The sequence below is a fragment of the Treponema parvum genome, from assembly GCF_017893965.1.
Classification (GTDB): domain Bacteria; phylum Spirochaetota; class Spirochaetia; order Treponematales; family Treponemataceae; genus Treponema_D; species Treponema_D parvum.
This window is the reverse complement of sequence record NZ_CP054142.1, coordinates 634,496-649,709: the sequence shown is the minus strand read 5'-3', so window position 1 is coordinate 649,709 and position 15,214 is coordinate 634,496. Positions and strand designations below refer to the sequence as shown.

General features: G+C 44.3%; 13 protein-coding genes. 3 read left to right on the top strand and 10 right to left on the bottom strand.

What is annotated here, in order from left to right; genetic code table 11:
* Positions 1-51: 51 nt before the first annotated feature.
* The gene (locus HRQ91_RS03035; RefSeq protein ID WP_210120202.1) at positions 52-756 is read right to left on the bottom strand and encodes a DUF2259 domain-containing protein; all 705 of its coding nucleotides are present in this window, start codon (positions 754-756) and stop codon (positions 52-54) included.
* Between the two features lie 138 nt (positions 757-894).
* Positions 895-1,323 carry a hypothetical protein gene (locus HRQ91_RS03030; RefSeq protein WP_210120201.1) on the bottom strand — a complete coding sequence of 143 codons (429 nt, stop codon included), beginning with the start codon at positions 1,321-1,323 and terminating at the stop codon, positions 895-897.
* Positions 1,324-1,330: 7 nt separating this feature from the next.
* On the opposite strand from HRQ91_RS03030, the gene HRQ91_RS03025 reads away from it, so the two are divergent.
* Positions 1,331-1,714, top strand: coding sequence for a hypothetical protein (locus HRQ91_RS03025; protein ID WP_210120200.1), 384 nt, complete (start codon positions 1,331-1,333; stop codon positions 1,712-1,714).
* Between the two features lie 128 nt (positions 1,715-1,842).
* On the opposite strand, the gene HRQ91_RS03020 is transcribed toward HRQ91_RS03025, so the two are convergent.
* Positions 1,843-2,469 carry a diacylglycerol/polyprenol kinase family protein gene (locus HRQ91_RS03020; protein ID WP_210120199.1) on the bottom strand — a complete coding sequence of 209 codons (627 nt, stop codon included), beginning with the start codon at positions 2,467-2,469 and terminating at the stop codon, positions 1,843-1,845.
* Between the two features lie 12 nt (positions 2,470-2,481).
* Positions 2,482-6,015: a periplasmic flagellar collar protein FlcA gene (flcA, locus tag HRQ91_RS03015; protein ID WP_210120198.1), complete on the bottom strand. Its 3,534-nt coding sequence runs from the start codon at positions 6,013-6,015 to the stop codon at positions 2,482-2,484.
* A gap of 386 nt (positions 6,016-6,401) precedes the next feature.
* On the opposite strand from flcA, the gene HRQ91_RS03010 reads away from it, so the two are divergent.
* On the top strand, positions 6,402-7,145 hold the full coding sequence (locus tag HRQ91_RS03010; RefSeq protein ID WP_246473264.1) for a glycogen-binding domain-containing protein: 744 nt from the start codon (positions 6,402-6,404) through the stop codon (positions 7,143-7,145).
* 145 nt (positions 7,146-7,290) lie between these two features.
* On the opposite strand, the gene ffh is transcribed toward HRQ91_RS03010, so the two are convergent.
* The 6 genes from ffh to HRQ91_RS02980 all read right to left on the bottom strand — a co-directional run bounded on the left by ffh (position 7,291) and on the right by HRQ91_RS02980 (position 13,821).
* Positions 7,291-8,658, bottom strand: coding sequence for a signal recognition particle protein (ffh, locus tag HRQ91_RS03005; RefSeq protein ID WP_210120197.1), 1,368 nt, complete (start codon positions 8,656-8,658; stop codon positions 7,291-7,293).
* Between the two features lies 1 nt (position 8,659).
* Positions 8,660-9,712: an NAD(P)H-dependent glycerol-3-phosphate dehydrogenase gene (locus HRQ91_RS03000; RefSeq protein ID WP_210120196.1), complete on the bottom strand. Its 1,053-nt coding sequence runs from the start codon at positions 9,710-9,712 to the stop codon at positions 8,660-8,662.
* Between the two features lie 149 nt (positions 9,713-9,861).
* Complete coding sequence (gene ispH / locus HRQ91_RS02995; RefSeq protein ID WP_210120195.1) at positions 9,862-10,749, bottom strand: 4-hydroxy-3-methylbut-2-enyl diphosphate reductase; 888 nt, start codon at positions 10,747-10,749, stop codon at positions 9,862-9,864.
* Between the two features lie 98 nt (positions 10,750-10,847).
* A complete protein-coding gene (locus HRQ91_RS02990) occupies positions 10,848-12,146 on the bottom strand; it encodes a TRAP transporter large permease (protein ID WP_210120194.1) in 1,299 nt (432 codons plus the stop codon).
* Between the two features lie 10 nt (positions 12,147-12,156).
* Positions 12,157-12,681 carry a TRAP transporter small permease gene (locus HRQ91_RS02985; RefSeq protein WP_210120193.1) on the bottom strand — a complete coding sequence of 175 codons (525 nt, stop codon included), beginning with the start codon at positions 12,679-12,681 and terminating at the stop codon, positions 12,157-12,159.
* 141 nt (positions 12,682-12,822) lie between these two features.
* Positions 12,823-13,821, bottom strand: a complete 999-nt coding sequence (locus HRQ91_RS02980; protein ID WP_210120192.1) for a TRAP transporter substrate-binding protein — start codon at positions 13,819-13,821, stop codon at positions 12,823-12,825.
* Positions 13,822-14,072: 251 nt separating this feature from the next.
* Here HRQ91_RS02980 and HRQ91_RS02975 point away from each other — a divergent pair, with 251 nt between their 5' ends.
* Positions 14,073-15,098: a zinc-binding alcohol dehydrogenase family protein gene (locus HRQ91_RS02975; RefSeq protein ID WP_210120191.1), complete on the top strand. Its 1,026-nt coding sequence runs from the start codon at positions 14,073-14,075 to the stop codon at positions 15,096-15,098.
* Positions 15,099-15,214 lie beyond the last annotated feature (116 nt).

Genomic DNA, 15,214 nt, shown 5'->3' with positions numbered 1-15,214 from the left:
GTGCAAAACACGCGGCGGATCAAGCTTTGCTTACAAAACAGTCAAAATATTTTACAGTTTCAGTGTTTCTACCATGTATCTTATGGAAATTCCGTTTTTATCTTCGACGGTCTTTTCAATTACAAAGACAAGGCTTTTTTGATAATCGTCCCTGAGGATTTTTTCGATATTGTATCCCGATACGCCTTTACGTCTTATGTCGGGCGAACCGGCTTTATATTCTTTTATTACGCGGCCGGAGGCGTCCTGCTTTTTTACGGAAATATAAAATGAGGAACTCGCGTTATCAGCGTTTCCTGAAACGGAAGGAATCAGCTCTACAGACCATTTAACAGGCTCCGCAAGGGTGGACGCTGCAAAATCGGAAAAGACGATCTTTTCAAAACCCTTTTTATTTTCATCGGATGAAACATACAACAGATTATCCGCATTTGTCTTTTTAAGATCGTATTTTTTAAGTTTAAGAAAGTTTTTCGCTTCCAGTTTTTCAAACACGCTCAAGGCGCTTTCAGACACCGAACTCTGCCCTACTTCGCTTTTAAATATTCCGCCTGTAACAAAATCATTTTTAGCGACGTCAACGACGAAAATTTCCGCATACGGCTCAAACGAACGATCTTTTTTACCGTATTGGCCGAAAACATATATCGAACCGTCTTTTGAAAAACCTTCATCCACAAAAACGGCGGCGTCTCCTGCAAATATGTACATCCCTAAAAAGAAAGATAAAAAAGCAAACGGAATGAATTTTTTCATACATCCTCCAAATATTGAAGCGAAAAATTCGGTCATAAACATTATAAGACTTCTATTGTCAGGAGCCTTTCCTATTCCCTTTTATTTTCGGAATTTATAAGTAAGTCTTTACTAAAATAAGGCTAACTATTATGATTTTTACATGACTATAGCGACAAGAGATCGTATGTTTTTATTGCTCAGGATAGCTTCGATTATAAGCTGCGTTGCTATCGCTGTTGTTTTTTTTCTTTTTAATTTCAAGGGAAATATTCTGCTTCCTCCCGAAAGGCAGGGATCCGGCAGCCTGTTCTTATTAAGATATGAATTTTCCGCAGTGATCACTTCGATCTTTGTCTTTATGCTGTATACGATTATTACGCAGATTTTCGTATACAGCAATTTTGCAAAAACAAAGACCATTGAAATACTTTTTTTCAGCGCATTTTTGATCGGATGTCTAACGGAATCCGCAAGGCTTATCATCCCGTTGAACGGATCGTGGGCTTTTACGTCGCCTTTGGTATTGTTTGCCGGAAGGGTGATAGTTTTAGGCAGAATGCTTTGTCCTTTAAGCTTTTTATTCATAGCCTTAATGAGCGATCCTGAACAGCGTCTAAACGAAGAGCGCAATATGACTATGATCTTTTTTACGTCGATGGTATGCTGCGCCATTATTCCCATAAATTCCATACAGGTTACCCATCTGTGCACTATAAAATGGGGCTATCAGACGTTTCTTTTTATCTTCAGATTTTCAGTCTTTTTGCTTTCGGGTGTTTCGATCCTTGCAGCCGGCATACAGCAAGGATCGGAAAGGATAAGGCAAACCGCCGCCGGCTATGCAACTCTCGTCACAGGCTATTTTATCCTTTGCAATACCGACAACTATTTAAAACTTTTTGCAGGAACTTCGCTTATGGCATCAGGTACGTACTTATATCTTTCAAACCTGCACAGAAAATATCTGTGGCAGTGACGGTACGATACTGCGTAAAACACTTACGGCGAAAGGCGCGTTGCAAACTGCATCAAGACCGCAAGGCTCCCCTGCCCCCAAACCTGTAAAAACGGGACTCAAGAAAAAGACCGCAGCATAAAGATCGGTTAAAAAATTTGATTTATGATTATAAACTGGGCGATTCCGCCCAGCACAACGGGAATCACAAGGTTATCCAGATTTTTTAAAGGCAGTATTTCAATTAACATTCCGAAAACGGCTATAAAAAGAGCAGATTTAACGGAACGCAGCACTAAAAACGTAGAACAAAAAATCGCTATAAAACAGGCGAGACTTCCGGCGACGGTCTTTCCCCGTGTAAAAGGAATTTTTATGGAACCCATCAGTTTTCCTACAAGGCTTGCAAGACCGTCGCCGAACGCCAGCGCATAAATGCCGACCGCAGCGGGCACCCTTTCCCAAAGAAGCGCACACGCAATAATTCCCAAAACAAGAGTAACGGGGCCTAGTACAAATTTGTTTTCATCACGCTTTCTCGCAGCTGCGGCGGTGATTGCGGAGACAAGCGGAATTTCGCATCCTCTTATCCTCATAGATTCAAATATCAGGTACAGCGTAAGGCTCAAACACAAAAACACGATCGTAAGCACATAGGCTTTGGCAAGAAAAAAAGGAACAAACCCCGCGCATATATGGATGGATTTTCTGAACACTTCTTTTTTTAGATCAATAATATGCTGTTTTATAAGAATGCCGCTTATTCTATCGCTCATCAATAAATTCCTTTAGTCGATTCCCTTTTCTCCGCTCAATGTCCGCGGTATGTCGGGATAAACGGCCGGTTCAAAATCAGATACTGGTTTTAAAATATATCTTATATTCTCTTCTGCAAGGTTTGTACCCGGAAGCCGCGTCATCGTCACCTGATTGCGCGTAAGGGCGTCCCAAGCTCTTAAAGATTCCGAAAAGTAAACAATGGATCTGGCGTTGAGGTTACTGTTACCTGTGCGTCTTGCAAGATGATATAAGATAACGCCGAGATTATTTGAAGCTTTCATATAGAGCTCTACTATATCGGCATCGTCCGCTTCGACTTGGGGAAGAAGGATTCCGCGGTTTGCACGCAATACGTCCAAATGAGAAAGCAATTCTTCGTAATATCCCTTTGCGGCGTTATAGCTGTTTCTTTCGGAAAGGACGTTTCCCAAAGCCATAAGCAGATTATTGTCGTCCGGAACAAGCTCCGCTACGGCGATAAAAGCGCCCAAAGCTTCAGGGAAGCGGTTTTTTTCGTACAATATTGCGCCTATCCGATAGCGGATTGAAGGAGTGTCGTTTTCATTTTCAAGCGCGGCTCTGTAATATTCGTAAGCGGCGTCCGTATTATTGAACTTAAAATAATCTATGTCCGCCATATCGCTGTAAAGTTTTCCTATTATGTAATTTCCGGGCAGGGATTGGCTTTGCGTCTTATACAGTGAAATTCCTTCAGTATATGTTTCTACGGCCTTTATTATTTCATTCTGTTTTACGTAAATTTCGCCCTTCAATCTGTATGAATCTATTCTGCGGTATGCGTCGGCCTTCGTCGTCTTAGGAACGTTTTTAAAAGCTTCTATGGCGGCGTCAAGAAAATTCAAACCGGCGCTGTTGTTCGCCATATTAAGATAATAACGCGCCATATTGTACAAGGCTGTAGGATTATTGGGATCTGCTTGTATCGCCCTTTCCATAAGAGCCTTTACGTCTTCTATTTTGTCGCGAAGATATTCTTCGGCCGGCGTAAGACCGCCTTGAATTTTATCAAACATGTATCCGCTGAGTTCGGTAAGATCCTGAGCTCCTAAAGATTTTTTCTTCGGGAAGAATACGTCTTTAAGCTGCAAAACTTCGCGTAAATTGTCCGTGCGTATAAAATAACGCAGCATTCGCGAAAGATACAGATCTTTCGCTCCGTAAAGATTCATAAGCGAAGCGTAATTGATCCTGGCTTTTTCATAGTTTTCAGGCTCACCGTTATCGCCCCAGTCAAGGTAAATGTCGCCAAGCTGTAAGAGGGCGTCCGGATCGTTTACATGATATAAAAGCACGCGGTCGTTTATTATCCTTACGGCGCCTTCATAATTGGCAAGATCGCGCCATTCCATATCGGCATACTCAAGCCCCGCAGGTTTGTCGTTGTTAAAGCGCTTTAAAATGTCGTCGTACATTACCCTTGCGCGCTCGTACTGTTTGTGCGCTCTATACGCTCTCGCGTACCTGTAAAACCACTTTTTATTTTCCTTATATGTAACCGCCTCTTTAAATTTCTGTTCGGACTGGGGGTATTCTTCGGATTCCAAAAGCTCATAGCCTTGCCGGTAAAGACTTACCGCCTTAAGAGGATTGTAAACGAACTGTTTTACAGTAAAGAAAAGGAAAATCCCGATTAAGCCTAGCGCGACGCAGATCAATCCTAGGGGAATGATTTTATTTTTAAGCTGATATTCAAACGACGCTTTATACGCTTCATATTCCGCAACGGTGCGGCGCTCAAAATTCCGAGGAACAGGAAGCGAAATATCAAGCATTTTCTCAAGGTGAGAAGCCAACTGCCTGGCGGATTGTTTTTTTAATACCCTTTCTATAACTTCAAAGATCGCATCGTCTTTGAATTCTTCACTTACGATCAGTTCTTCTACGGCAAGTTTTACGTTAAGAGGATAGCCTGAAAGATTTTTTTTGAACCGCTCGTATTCGTCTTCCGTAAGAGAGTTTTCTTGAGATGCGCCGGCATCGCCTGTTTCGGAATCGGGTTCCTTTGCCGGGAAGATCTTCGATGAGACAGTCCTGTCCAGAGCCGCTTCGTCTATGTCCGAAAAACCGGGAATCGAAAAATCTTCGTCATCCATTGAATCGAAATCGTCACCCGGAGAGCCCATGCGGGCGTCGGTTTCGCTTATGTTAAGATCGTCAAGTCCTGAGCCCGTCTCAGGCTTATGCCCGCTCTCAAGCTCATGTCCCTCGCCTCCGCCGTCTTCTATTCCTGCCTTATCAAAATTCTCTTCATCGTTAAAAGAAGCCTCTCCTGCGCTCAGATCCGCAGAATCGGTGCCGGAAAGATCAATATCGTCCAAGGCCGACAGATCTATGTCGTCATCAACGGCGGTTTCATCGGTCGAAGGAGGAGTCTTTACATCCGTATCGATGTCGTCAAGGCCGAAATCTCCGCCGAACACATCCGCGCTCGAGGAAACGGAGTCTTTATCAAAATCGTCTTCGGCATGCGCCGCGCTTGCGCCCGGCGCGGAAGTACCAGTTTCTTCAAGACCGCTGTCTGAGCCGGATTCCTTATCGTTTCCGTCCGCCCCCGCCGCCGTATTTTCAGACGGAACGTCGTAATCCCAAGAAGCGGTATAATCGTCGGGAACCTCTTTCGATTCTTCGGAAATGTCGCCCGTCAAATCTATAGCGGAATCTGTACCGTCAAAATCGTCGTCGGCAAACGGATCGCCTTCCCCGCCGCCGACAGCCGTTTCCCCTCCAGCAGAAGAAGCGTCGGCTTCTGTTTTACCGCTTACCGGCGCATCATCGCCTGCACGCACTGAAGCCGCTCCAAGTTCGTCAACGGCGGGCATATAATCGGCGGACGAGGTACTTAAATTTCCGGCGTTTTCAGCCGCCGCGCCGCCTGAAGGCTCGGCACCTAAATTGCCGGTGTCTTTTGCGGGCGGAACAAGGTCTTCATCGGAAATGTTTTCCAAATCCGGAATATTGTCAAGACCGAAATCCGAAAAAGACGTATCCTGAATCGGAGAGTCAGGGCTCGTTTTTTCTTCGGAAACGGATCGAGGCGCGGAGTTCTGAGATTGGAGATTATCACCAGTCAGATCTTTACCGCGATTGCCCCCTGTTACGCTGTCTAAAAGCTGATCCAGATCTATATCGGCGCTGTCGGATTGCTTTGCGGAACCTGCCTTTCCGGCCGCATTGCCGGAAGATACTACGCCATTTAAGATAGCGTCCAAATCGGGAATATCGGAAGGTCCGGCAACGATATCTTCGCCGGGCAACGGAATGTCGGGAACAAAGGCTCCTGTGTCTCCATGGTCTTCGTTTGTTTCAGTATTTGTTTCGGATGAATCTTGAGTTTTATCTTCTTCCAGCTCTTCCGGCTCAGGCATGCCTATCACAAAGTCCTGAGAATCGTCGGTATCGGCGATATCCGGAGGAATTTCATAGATCGAAGGTTTTTCGCCGCGCGCTGCACGAACCTTAACTTCGTCGCCTATATTGAGTACGTCTGAAGAAAATTGTTGTAAGTTTGTTTTTCCAGGCATTCGACTTTGATTTTACCCCACAAAAGATACCGATACAAGGGCAATATACCCTAGTGCATCTCGAAAAACTCTCTTTTTGCTGTTTTTTCGAGATGCAGACGAGTTTTAACTCGCTGTATTATCGCAAGTTAAAACATCGCATTTTGACGGCTCATGAGCCGCAGTTACCTATAAAAACCGAAGTTTTTATAGGTTCTCCTTATATATTTCTATTAACGGATATTTTTTGTCCCTTTGTTAATAAATTCCGCATCTAAACGCCGCATAAACAAAACCGCCTTCAAAGTCGTTTTAGGGGACTTCCCGGAGTTCCGCTGACGCTACATTGGCGCCAAACCGCCATTCAGGCTATTAATTTTCTTTCGGATATTACCGATATTCAAAATATGAAGCGATCTTTATTCGTATTTTTGACAGCGGTATTGGTTTTAGCCGACTCGTTTTTTTTGTCCGCGCAGGAATTTGACAACACACATACGGCAATCACGGACGAACTTTTATCAAAAATTACAGGAGTAAACAGGCCGCAGATAATAAACGACTGCATCGTCTTTACGGCGCCCCATACGGCTCGTTCCGTAGGAATAGCATTCGACTTTGAAAATTTTAAAAAGATCCACGCATTTAAATTGCGCACCTTTACCGACATCGACGGTAAGCCCGTTGATTCATGGTTCTTTTACATTTTGGATATTCCCAAAAACGCCCTCTCCGTTTCTTACAGATTAATCATCGACGGATTATGGACAATCGATCCTCTCAATCCGGATTCCGAATACAATCTTGAAACGGGCATCCGTCTTTCAAAGGTGAACATAGACCGCACTTCACCTCCGGCAACTGAAACTTCGAAAAACAATGCCGTGCGCTTTATTTACAGAGGCGAAAGCGGACAAAAAATCCGGCTAGGCGGCTCCTTTACAAACTGGGATTCATGGATTTATACGATGGACGAAATAGAACCCGGCCTTTACGCGCTTGATCTGCACTTGCCGGAAGGCACATATTATTATTCGTTTTACAACGGACTAAAGACAATAATAGACAAAACAAATCCCGATCGCGCTTACACTGTAGACGGCAGAGTAGCTTCCGTTCTCAAGGTTCAATACAGAGCGCAAACTTATTGAACGTCTAGAATATCGCCGTTCAATTTAACTTCGAGTTTCGGACAATGCCGAAACATCGCTTATCAACTGTGCGCAAAAAGCGCACGAATTCAACAGTCTCCAAAATTGATATTTTGTTCAACTGTTGAATTTTAATTGAAAAAAATTAAAACGAACCAGGGAAACCGGCGCCCGGCATTCCGCCGGAACCGGCAAGCTGCTGCATCATCTTAGCCTGCATTCCGCGGTTTCTTCCCAGCTTTTTCATCATCAGCTTGGATTTTTCAAACTGTTTTATGAGCTTATTGACTTCCGCTACCGACGTTCCCGATCCTTTTGCAATGCGTTTACGGCGGCTTGGCCCTATTATAAGGTGATTCGCCCTTTCTTTTTTTGTCATGGAAAGAATTATAGCTTCCTGCCTTTTCATACCGCTAGTGTCTATGTCGCGGCCGCCCATCTGAGCGGCAAGCCCCGGCATCATTTCAATTAACGACTGAATCGAACCCATTTTCTTAACGTTGCGGAATTGTTCAAGCATATCGTCAAGCGTAAATTCGTTTCTGGCCATCTTTTGCTGCATCTTTTCAGCGGCGGCCGCGTCTACCGTTTCCTGCGCTTTTTCTACCAAAGAGACAATATCGCCCATGCCCAAAATACGGCTTGCGATCCGCTCCGGATGAAACACTTCAAAGTCTTCGGTTTTTTCTCCCGTACCTATAAATAAAATGGGCTTACCGGTAATGGATCTTAAAGAGAGCGCGGCTCCTCCGCGCGCATCGGAATCGAATTTCGTAAGGGCTATTCCGGTTATACCGAGCTGCTCGTCAAATGTTTTTGCAATGTCGACGGCGTTTTGCCCTGTCATCGCGTCGGCTACAAGTACGGTTTCTTCAGGATTGACGGCTTTTTTTACGGCGGCCAATTCCTTCATCATAACTTCGTCGATCTGCAGGCGGCCGGCGGTATCTATTATAATTATGTCGTGTCCGTTCTTTTTAGCAAAGGCGACTGCATTTTTTGCAACGCCGACGGCGTCTTTAGACTCTTCTTTATAAACCGGAACGCCGATCTTTTCACCTAAAATGCTGAGCTGCTCTACGGCTGCAGGGCGTACCAAGTCGCAAGCGGCCAAAAGCGGACGGCGGCCTTCTTTTTTGAATCTTGCGGCCAATTTGTGCGCGGCGGTAGTCTTACCCGAGCCCTGAAGCCCGAGAAGAAGTATGACTGATTGCGTGTCGGGGCCCTTAAGTGAAAGATCCGTCTTTGTAGAACCCAAGAGCGTGCAAATTTTATCATAAATGATCTTTACGAACTGCTGCCCGGGATCCACGGCTCGAAGAACTTTTTCACCTTTAGCTTCTTCGATCGTACTGTTTACAAAGCGGCGCACTACGCGCAGGTTTACGTCCGCTTCAAGCAGAGCCATCTTGATTTTTTCTACCGTTTCTTCAATATTTTTTTCGGTAATCGACGATTTGCCGCTTATAGTGCGCACAATGTCGCTAAAAGTATTTGTCAGTTTTTCAAGCATATTATCCTCGCATCAAAAGATTCGTTAAAAAGTCTTCAGGCTCTATTTCTCTGTTCAGTATTCTATACAAACCGTTGCATATCGTAAGACGCAGGTTATGTTTTTCCGCGATCTGTGCTACATATTTACAGGCGACGACGCCCTCAGGAAGATAGCCTATCGACGATATGTTTGTTATAAGATCGTCAAGGTTTTTGAACCTCGTGAGAATTGCATTTTTTATTATGTCGTGCCCGAAGCGACGATTCCTTCCGTATTTGCTTTTGCAGCTCACGTAAAGATCTCCCACGCCTGAAATGGAAGTAAACGTTTCTGCATGGGTGGCTCCCATTGCAAATCCTATCGTTTGAATTTCATTGAGGCCGGCGGCAAGCAAAAGAGATTCCGCGTTGTCGCCGAATACCGCAGAATCTTCGGCGATCGCATCTAAAGAACCGTAAACTACGGCTATCACGTTTTTTACCGCGGCGCAAATCTGCACGCCGATCACGTCGAAACTCGAATATACCATAAGACCCGGTACTCGAAGCAGGTCGCGGAACATAATGGAATTTTTAGGATTTTCCGATGCGGCTATGAGACCGGTAAGTTTCCCCACAGCTACCTCTTCCGCGTGACTTGGGCCTGCGACATATACCAGATTATGACGGAAAGGTTCCGGAAGAATCGATTCAAGAGTTTCCATTATCATCTTAGGCCCGGCTTCGGTTGAAAAAAAACCCTTTGTTAAAATTCCTATGTTCGTCTTGGCGCGAGATACCGACGGGACATTTAAAATACGGTTTACATTGTCAAGCAAATACAGCGAGGGACTTGCCAAAAACAGAAAATCTTTGTCGTCAGCCACTTCAGCTATATCGGTAGACGCCGTAACGTTTTTTGAAAGCACATAACCCGGAAGATATTGCAGATTTTCATGTTTATCTTTGATCGCTTCAACAAGCTCCGCACTGCGGGTATAAAGCTGAACGTGATGCCCCGCACGGGCAAGAGCCTGGGCCATCGCGGTGCCCCACGCGCCGGAACCTATTATTCCGACTTTTCTAAGTTCCATATGAGTCTACTATACTCAATAATCTTTAGGTATTCAACTCCGGTATTTTTATGTGTATTTTTTATTGCCGTCAATTTGAGATTTATTTGCCTTAGCGGCAACACGAATCCCGAAAAAACTCTAAAGGTGAGTTTTTCGAGATGTGTCTTTTAAGACGTTCCTTCACAAAGGCGATCTTCCACGGCGTCGATCATTTCATCAGGAGTGCTGGCGCCCGCCGTAATACCTACAGTCTCAAGCGAATAAAAGTCTTCGGGGATTTCTTCTGGGTTCTCTACGAGGGCCACGTGAGCGCACAGTTTTTTTGCCTTTAAAAACAGTCTTTGCGTATTTGCGGAATTTTTTCCGCCGACTACTAAAACACCGTCCACCTTGGAGCACAGTTTTGTAAGCGCGTCTTGGCGTTCCTGTGTCGCCGAACAGATCGTGTTAAACACTTCTATCCACGGGATTTTATTTTTCAAAATTTCTGCAATCGCCGTGAATTCCGCAGGGCTGAATGTAGTCTGCGCCAATAAGATGGCTTTTTCAGGCATAGGACGCCCTTCTTTAATATCTTTTGAAAACAGGTTTTCGGCTTCTTCTTTATTTTTGACAAGCAAAAAATTCTTTCCTGCAAAGCCCGCGATACCTAAAACTTCGCCGTGTCCACCGTCTCCCGCTAAAATTACCTTGTATCCTTTTTTCGAATATTCTTCCGCCCGCCTTTGACTCACTTTTACGCGCGGACAGGTGGAATCTTTTATGACAGCCTTTTTTTGCTTAAGTTTTTCATAGATGGCGGGAGGGACTCCGTGAGCGCGGATGACGACGACGCTGCCAGCTTCAAGATTATCAAGCGCTTCGTCTTTTAAGATCCCTACTCCCTGTTCTCCCATTTTTTTTAAGACGCCGGGATTGTGTATGAGCGGCCCCATCGTAAACAGTTTGGCAGTCCGGCCGGATTTTTCGTTTTCATCTACGGCCTTTTGAACACAATCCACGGCACGACAAACTCCCATGCAAAATCCGAGGACATCGGAGCGAATGATCTTCATAACCTAACATTATCCGCCGGAGAGGCTGCTGTCAAGCAAGCGCCACACAGATACAAGCGCCAATTCCCTGCAATCCGGCGAAATGATAAAACAGTTTATCAGCTGTTAAACCACTTTAACGGTACGGTTATCAATTCGGGAATAAAAATCAACGCCGCAACGAGCAAACATTGAAAGATATAATAGGGAATAACCTTCGGCAGCAGTTTATCCATTTTAACGTCGCCCGTAGCGCAAGCTACGTTCAATACCGGCCCAACCGGCGGCGAAGTCAATCCCAAAACGTTTGCCAACGTAAATACTACGCCGAAATATATTAGATCGATATGCGCCGCTTTAAGCAGAGGAAGCATTATGGGCGTCATGATAAGTATCGTAGGCGTAACGTCCACACAGGTACCCATTAAGATGATTATTATCTGCAATACGAGATTAAGCAGGGCGGGATGATGTATAAGAGGCGTCAACGATTGAGTTATCAGCTGCGGAATGCGTGAGATTGTAAGAATATACGCCGCATACTGCGCGCTCGCCGCCAAGAACATAACTACGGCGGACATTTTTGCGGCAGCTATAAAAGACTCGAATATGTCTTTCAGCTTTAATTCCCTATAGATAAAAATCCCCGTGATAAGAGTATAAACGACGGCTACCACTCCTGCTTCGGTAGCGGTAAAAACGCCTCCTCGCAAGCCGAACAATATGATGAGAGGAAGAATTAAAGCCGGCAAACCTTCAAAAAAGCTGGAAAATATCTCTTTTGCGCTCAGTTTCGGAGCGTGAGAACTGATGCCTTCAGAACGTACTACGAAGAACCACACGACACACATTATTACAGTCAGATATACCGCCGGCGCGATTCCGCCCATAAAAAGCCCCTTTACGGAAACTCCCGCCGTAACGCCGTAAATAATCATAGGTACTGAAGGGGGCATAATGGGAGCGACAAGGTTCGCACTCGCAAGAAGACCGGCAGAGGTTTCTTTACAGTATCCCGACTTTACCATCATTGGAATAAGTATTGCGCCTAAAGCTGCAGTGCTTGCTACGGCCGAACCGACGAGGCTCGCAAACATAAGACAGGCAAAAATAGTTACATAGCCCAAACCGCCGCGGAATCTTCCTACAAAGATATTACAAAAGTTTATGATGCGTTTTGTAAGACCTCCGCGATTCATTAATTCTCCTACAAGAATAAAAAACGGAAGCGCCATCATGGAAACGGAGTCCGTTCCCCGCATAACTTGAGCCGCAACAGTCTGCGCGTTCGTCGCGGAACCTCCGATCGCAAGCGCTGTGGCAGCCCCGCTCAACAGAAGAGAATACGTGATAGGCATACCTATCATAATGCTTATAATAAGAGAAGCAAGAAAAACTATAGTATAAATCGTAATCATACATATTCTCCTATTCTGCGCTGGCTAAAGGATCGTCTTCTTTTTTTACGGAAATCAATTCCGTCACCGACGCCTTAAAAACAACGAGCCGTATGATATTGATTAATGAAATTATAATTATGGAAACACCCAGAATCAAACCTGCAAAATAAACGCCCCAGATCGGAAATTGAGTCGCTACCCATTTGTCGTGTAGATTTTGAAGCATGAGTCCGAAACTGCCGAACGTGACAAGATACATAAGATATATGATCACCGCTTGAATCAACAAATACACAATTTTCTGTATATTATCGGGTAGCTTTAAAAGTACGGAATCGATAAAAAGGTGTCTGTTATCTTTTGCCGCTTCAATAGAACCTAAATACACAAGATATATAAAACTTAAACGCGCAATTTCTTCCGACCATGCAAAACCTTTGCTGAACAAATACCGCAATACTACATTCGCAAAAACCAAAGTGATCATAACCGCAAGAAAAATTGCAATTACGGCTTCAATACCTTTAAAAAGCCCATTTATAATTTTATTCAATTGCTAATATCCTCGTCTTTATATTATACCGCCGCCCAAAACTGCTTTAAGATATTCCTCAGCCGATATTACGCTTCATAGAATATATGTAATTTCAGCAAAACAGAAACCGTAAAGAGTTTCAGACAGCAGTGTCCGATATCAATAAGCCTTAATTTTTTCAGTAAGAGCCTTCGCCCAGCTCTGTTCATTTAAAAGCTTATCCGTTAACGGCTTTATCTTATTTTGGATCAAAGCCTGATCTTCAGGGGTACACGGAGTGATTGTAAGTCCCTTTGCTTTAAGACTTTCACGATCCGAATCAACGCTCTTTATATACTCCGTCCAAGCCTTTAGAGTCGTGTCTTTTGCGGCGTCGGAAACGATTTTTTGCTGTTCTTTGGTAAGTTTATCAAAACAATCTGCGCTGATAATGATTTCAAGAGTGGCGATGATATGATTGGTTTCATATATGTATTTTTGTACTTGATCGAAACTCTGGCTTATTACGGTAACCATACCGTTGTCCTGTCCGTCTACAACACCTGATTCAAGAGCTGAAAAAAGGTCTCCCAAAGGGATAACCTGAGCGCTCGCTCCCAAATTTTCGGCGATACCTACATGGATGGGATTGGACGGCATTCTGAATTTCTGTCCTACGAAGTCGGCTACGGAAGTAAGTTTTTTATTGCTTGTAAACGTTCTTGCGCTGTTCGGCCCCCATGCGAGCATGTAAACCGAGGGAAATTTTTCATGAAACTGTTTATTCAAATCGTCCGCAATTTCTCCGGTCCAAACCTTTTTTGCATGTTCCAAATCTTTATACAAAAACGGCCAATCGGAAATCATACTTACAGGCCATTCCTGATTGAACGGTGTTCCTACAACGGCCATTTCAATAGTGCCGTTACGCACTCCGTTCCAAAGATCGCCTTCGTTTCCAAGCGTTCCGTCGGAATAAACGTCAACCTTTACGGCTCCGTTCGTTTTCGATTCCACTTCAGCTTTAAAGACTTCCTGTATAGCCCTTCCCATCGGGTGAGACGATCCCCAGTTTTCCCCGACTTTGATTGTAACCGAATCGGCTGCTTTTTTGCTGCATCCGATCGTCGCCATTGCCAACACGCAGGCAAGGGCAATTAGCGATGCTGATTTTTTCATATATTCCTCCTAGCAAAATTATGAAAAAAAATAATATTTTGTTAGACAAAATCGAACTAACATATTAATATATTATCATACTTTGTTTTTGTGTCAATGTTTTTATCTTAATAAAATTTAAAAACCGGTCACAAAAACTGTATAATTATCCATGTAATGCACAGGTACGGAAAATTTTACATAAGGCTTTTAAAGAATATTTTAGCGGCCGAAGTTAAATCTAAGATTTCAGTCAATCACAAGGAGGCATTATGATTGCTGTTCAAATTTTCAAACCTAACGATTTACGAATTATCGATATTGAAAAACCGAATATCGATGATAAAAACAATGTTCTTGTAAAAATGACCGCGGCGGGACTATGCGGATCCGACGCAGGTATTTACCACGGCACAAACGCTGCGGCGACTTATCCGCGCATCATAGGACACGAAATGGTCGGGATAGTCAGCGAAACGGGAAAAGGCGTAACAAGGCTGAAGACGGGCGACAGGGTAATCGTAAATCAGGTTACCAGCTGCGGACACTGCTACCCGTGCCTGCACGGACGAGGCAATGTCTGCGATAATTTAAAAGTCAGAGGCGTACACATCGACGGCGGTTACAGAGAATTCATTGCCGTTCCGGAGTCCGACTGCTATATACTTCCCGGCTCTCTAAAAGACACTGACGCGGTGATGATCGAACCGACGACAATCGGAATACAGGGCTGTTCCCGCGCCCGGCTGGAAAAAGACGACACTCTGCTCATATTCGGAGCCGGCGCACTGGGAACTTCAATACTCAAAGTAGCCCGACTTTTTTGCGACAACATAATCATAACCGACGTAATCAATGAAAAGCTTTCAGAAGCGAAAGCGATGGGAGCCAAGCATACGATCAACGGAAAAAAAGAAAATCTGGTTGAAAAAATAAAAGAATACACAAACGGAAGGGGCGTAACCGTTTCTATCGATGCCGCCTGCATACCCGCTTCGCTCATGAGTCTTTTACAAACTACCGGCAACGCGGGACGTGTAATTACGATGGGTTTTTCAACTTCTCCCATTGAAATAAATCAATTTCTTATAACTTCAAAAGAACTCGATATTCGCGGTTCCCGTCTGCAAAATAAGATGTTTCAAAAAGCGATAGACCTCATAAAAGAAGGCAAGCTCGATTTAAACGGAAGCTGCTCCCATACGTTCAACATAAAAGATGCGCAAAAGGGGTTTGATTTTAACGACACAAAAGATCCTTCCATACGGAAGATCGTATTCACTTTTGATGAAAAATAAGGCAGAATAAAAACGGCGTCTTAAATATCGCCGTCGTAAAAGCCTGGAGATGAAAAACGCTGAAGCGTTTTTCTTTTATAAGAGGCACTCGCGATTTCTGCGCATTGCTCGAAATC

Bases quoted from the DNA above. Each gene is read 5' to 3' on its own strand.
- HRQ91_RS03035 (WP_210120202.1), bottom strand. From the start codon at position 756: ATGAAAAAATTCATTCCGTTTGCTTTTTTATCTTTCTTTTTAGGGATG.
- HRQ91_RS03030 (WP_210120201.1), bottom strand. From the start codon at position 1,323: ATGAATAAAAAGCTTAAAGGACAAAGCATTCTGCCTAAAACTATCACC.
- HRQ91_RS03025 (WP_210120200.1), top strand. From the start codon at position 1,331: ATGAGCGATCCTGAACAGCGTCTAAACGAAGAGCGCAATATGACTATG.
- HRQ91_RS03020 (WP_210120199.1), bottom strand. From the start codon at position 2,469: ATGAGCGATAGAATAAGCGGCATTCTTATAAAACAGCATATTATTGAT.
- flcA (WP_210120198.1), bottom strand. From the start codon at position 6,015: ATGCCTGGAAAAACAAACTTACAACAATTTTCTTCAGACGTACTCAAT.
- HRQ91_RS03010 (WP_246473264.1), top strand. From the start codon at position 6,402: ATGAAGCGATCTTTATTCGTATTTTTGACAGCGGTATTGGTTTTAGCC.
- ffh (WP_210120197.1), bottom strand. From the start codon at position 8,658: ATGCTTGAAAAACTGACAAATACTTTTAGCGACATTGTGCGCACTATA.
- HRQ91_RS03000 (WP_210120196.1), bottom strand. From the start codon at position 9,712: ATGGAACTTAGAAAAGTCGGAATAATAGGTTCCGGCGCGTGGGGCACC.
- ispH (WP_210120195.1), bottom strand. From the start codon at position 10,749: ATGAAGATCATTCGCTCCGATGTCCTCGGATTTTGCATGGGAGTTTGT.
- HRQ91_RS02990 (WP_210120194.1), bottom strand. From the start codon at position 12,146: ATGATTACGATTTATACTATAGTTTTTCTTGCTTCTCTTATTATAAGC.
- HRQ91_RS02980 (WP_210120192.1), bottom strand. From the start codon at position 13,821: ATGAAAAAATCAGCATCGCTAATTGCCCTTGCCTGCGTGTTGGCAATG.
- HRQ91_RS02975 (WP_210120191.1), top strand. From the start codon at position 14,073: ATGATTGCTGTTCAAATTTTCAAACCTAACGATTTACGAATTATCGAT.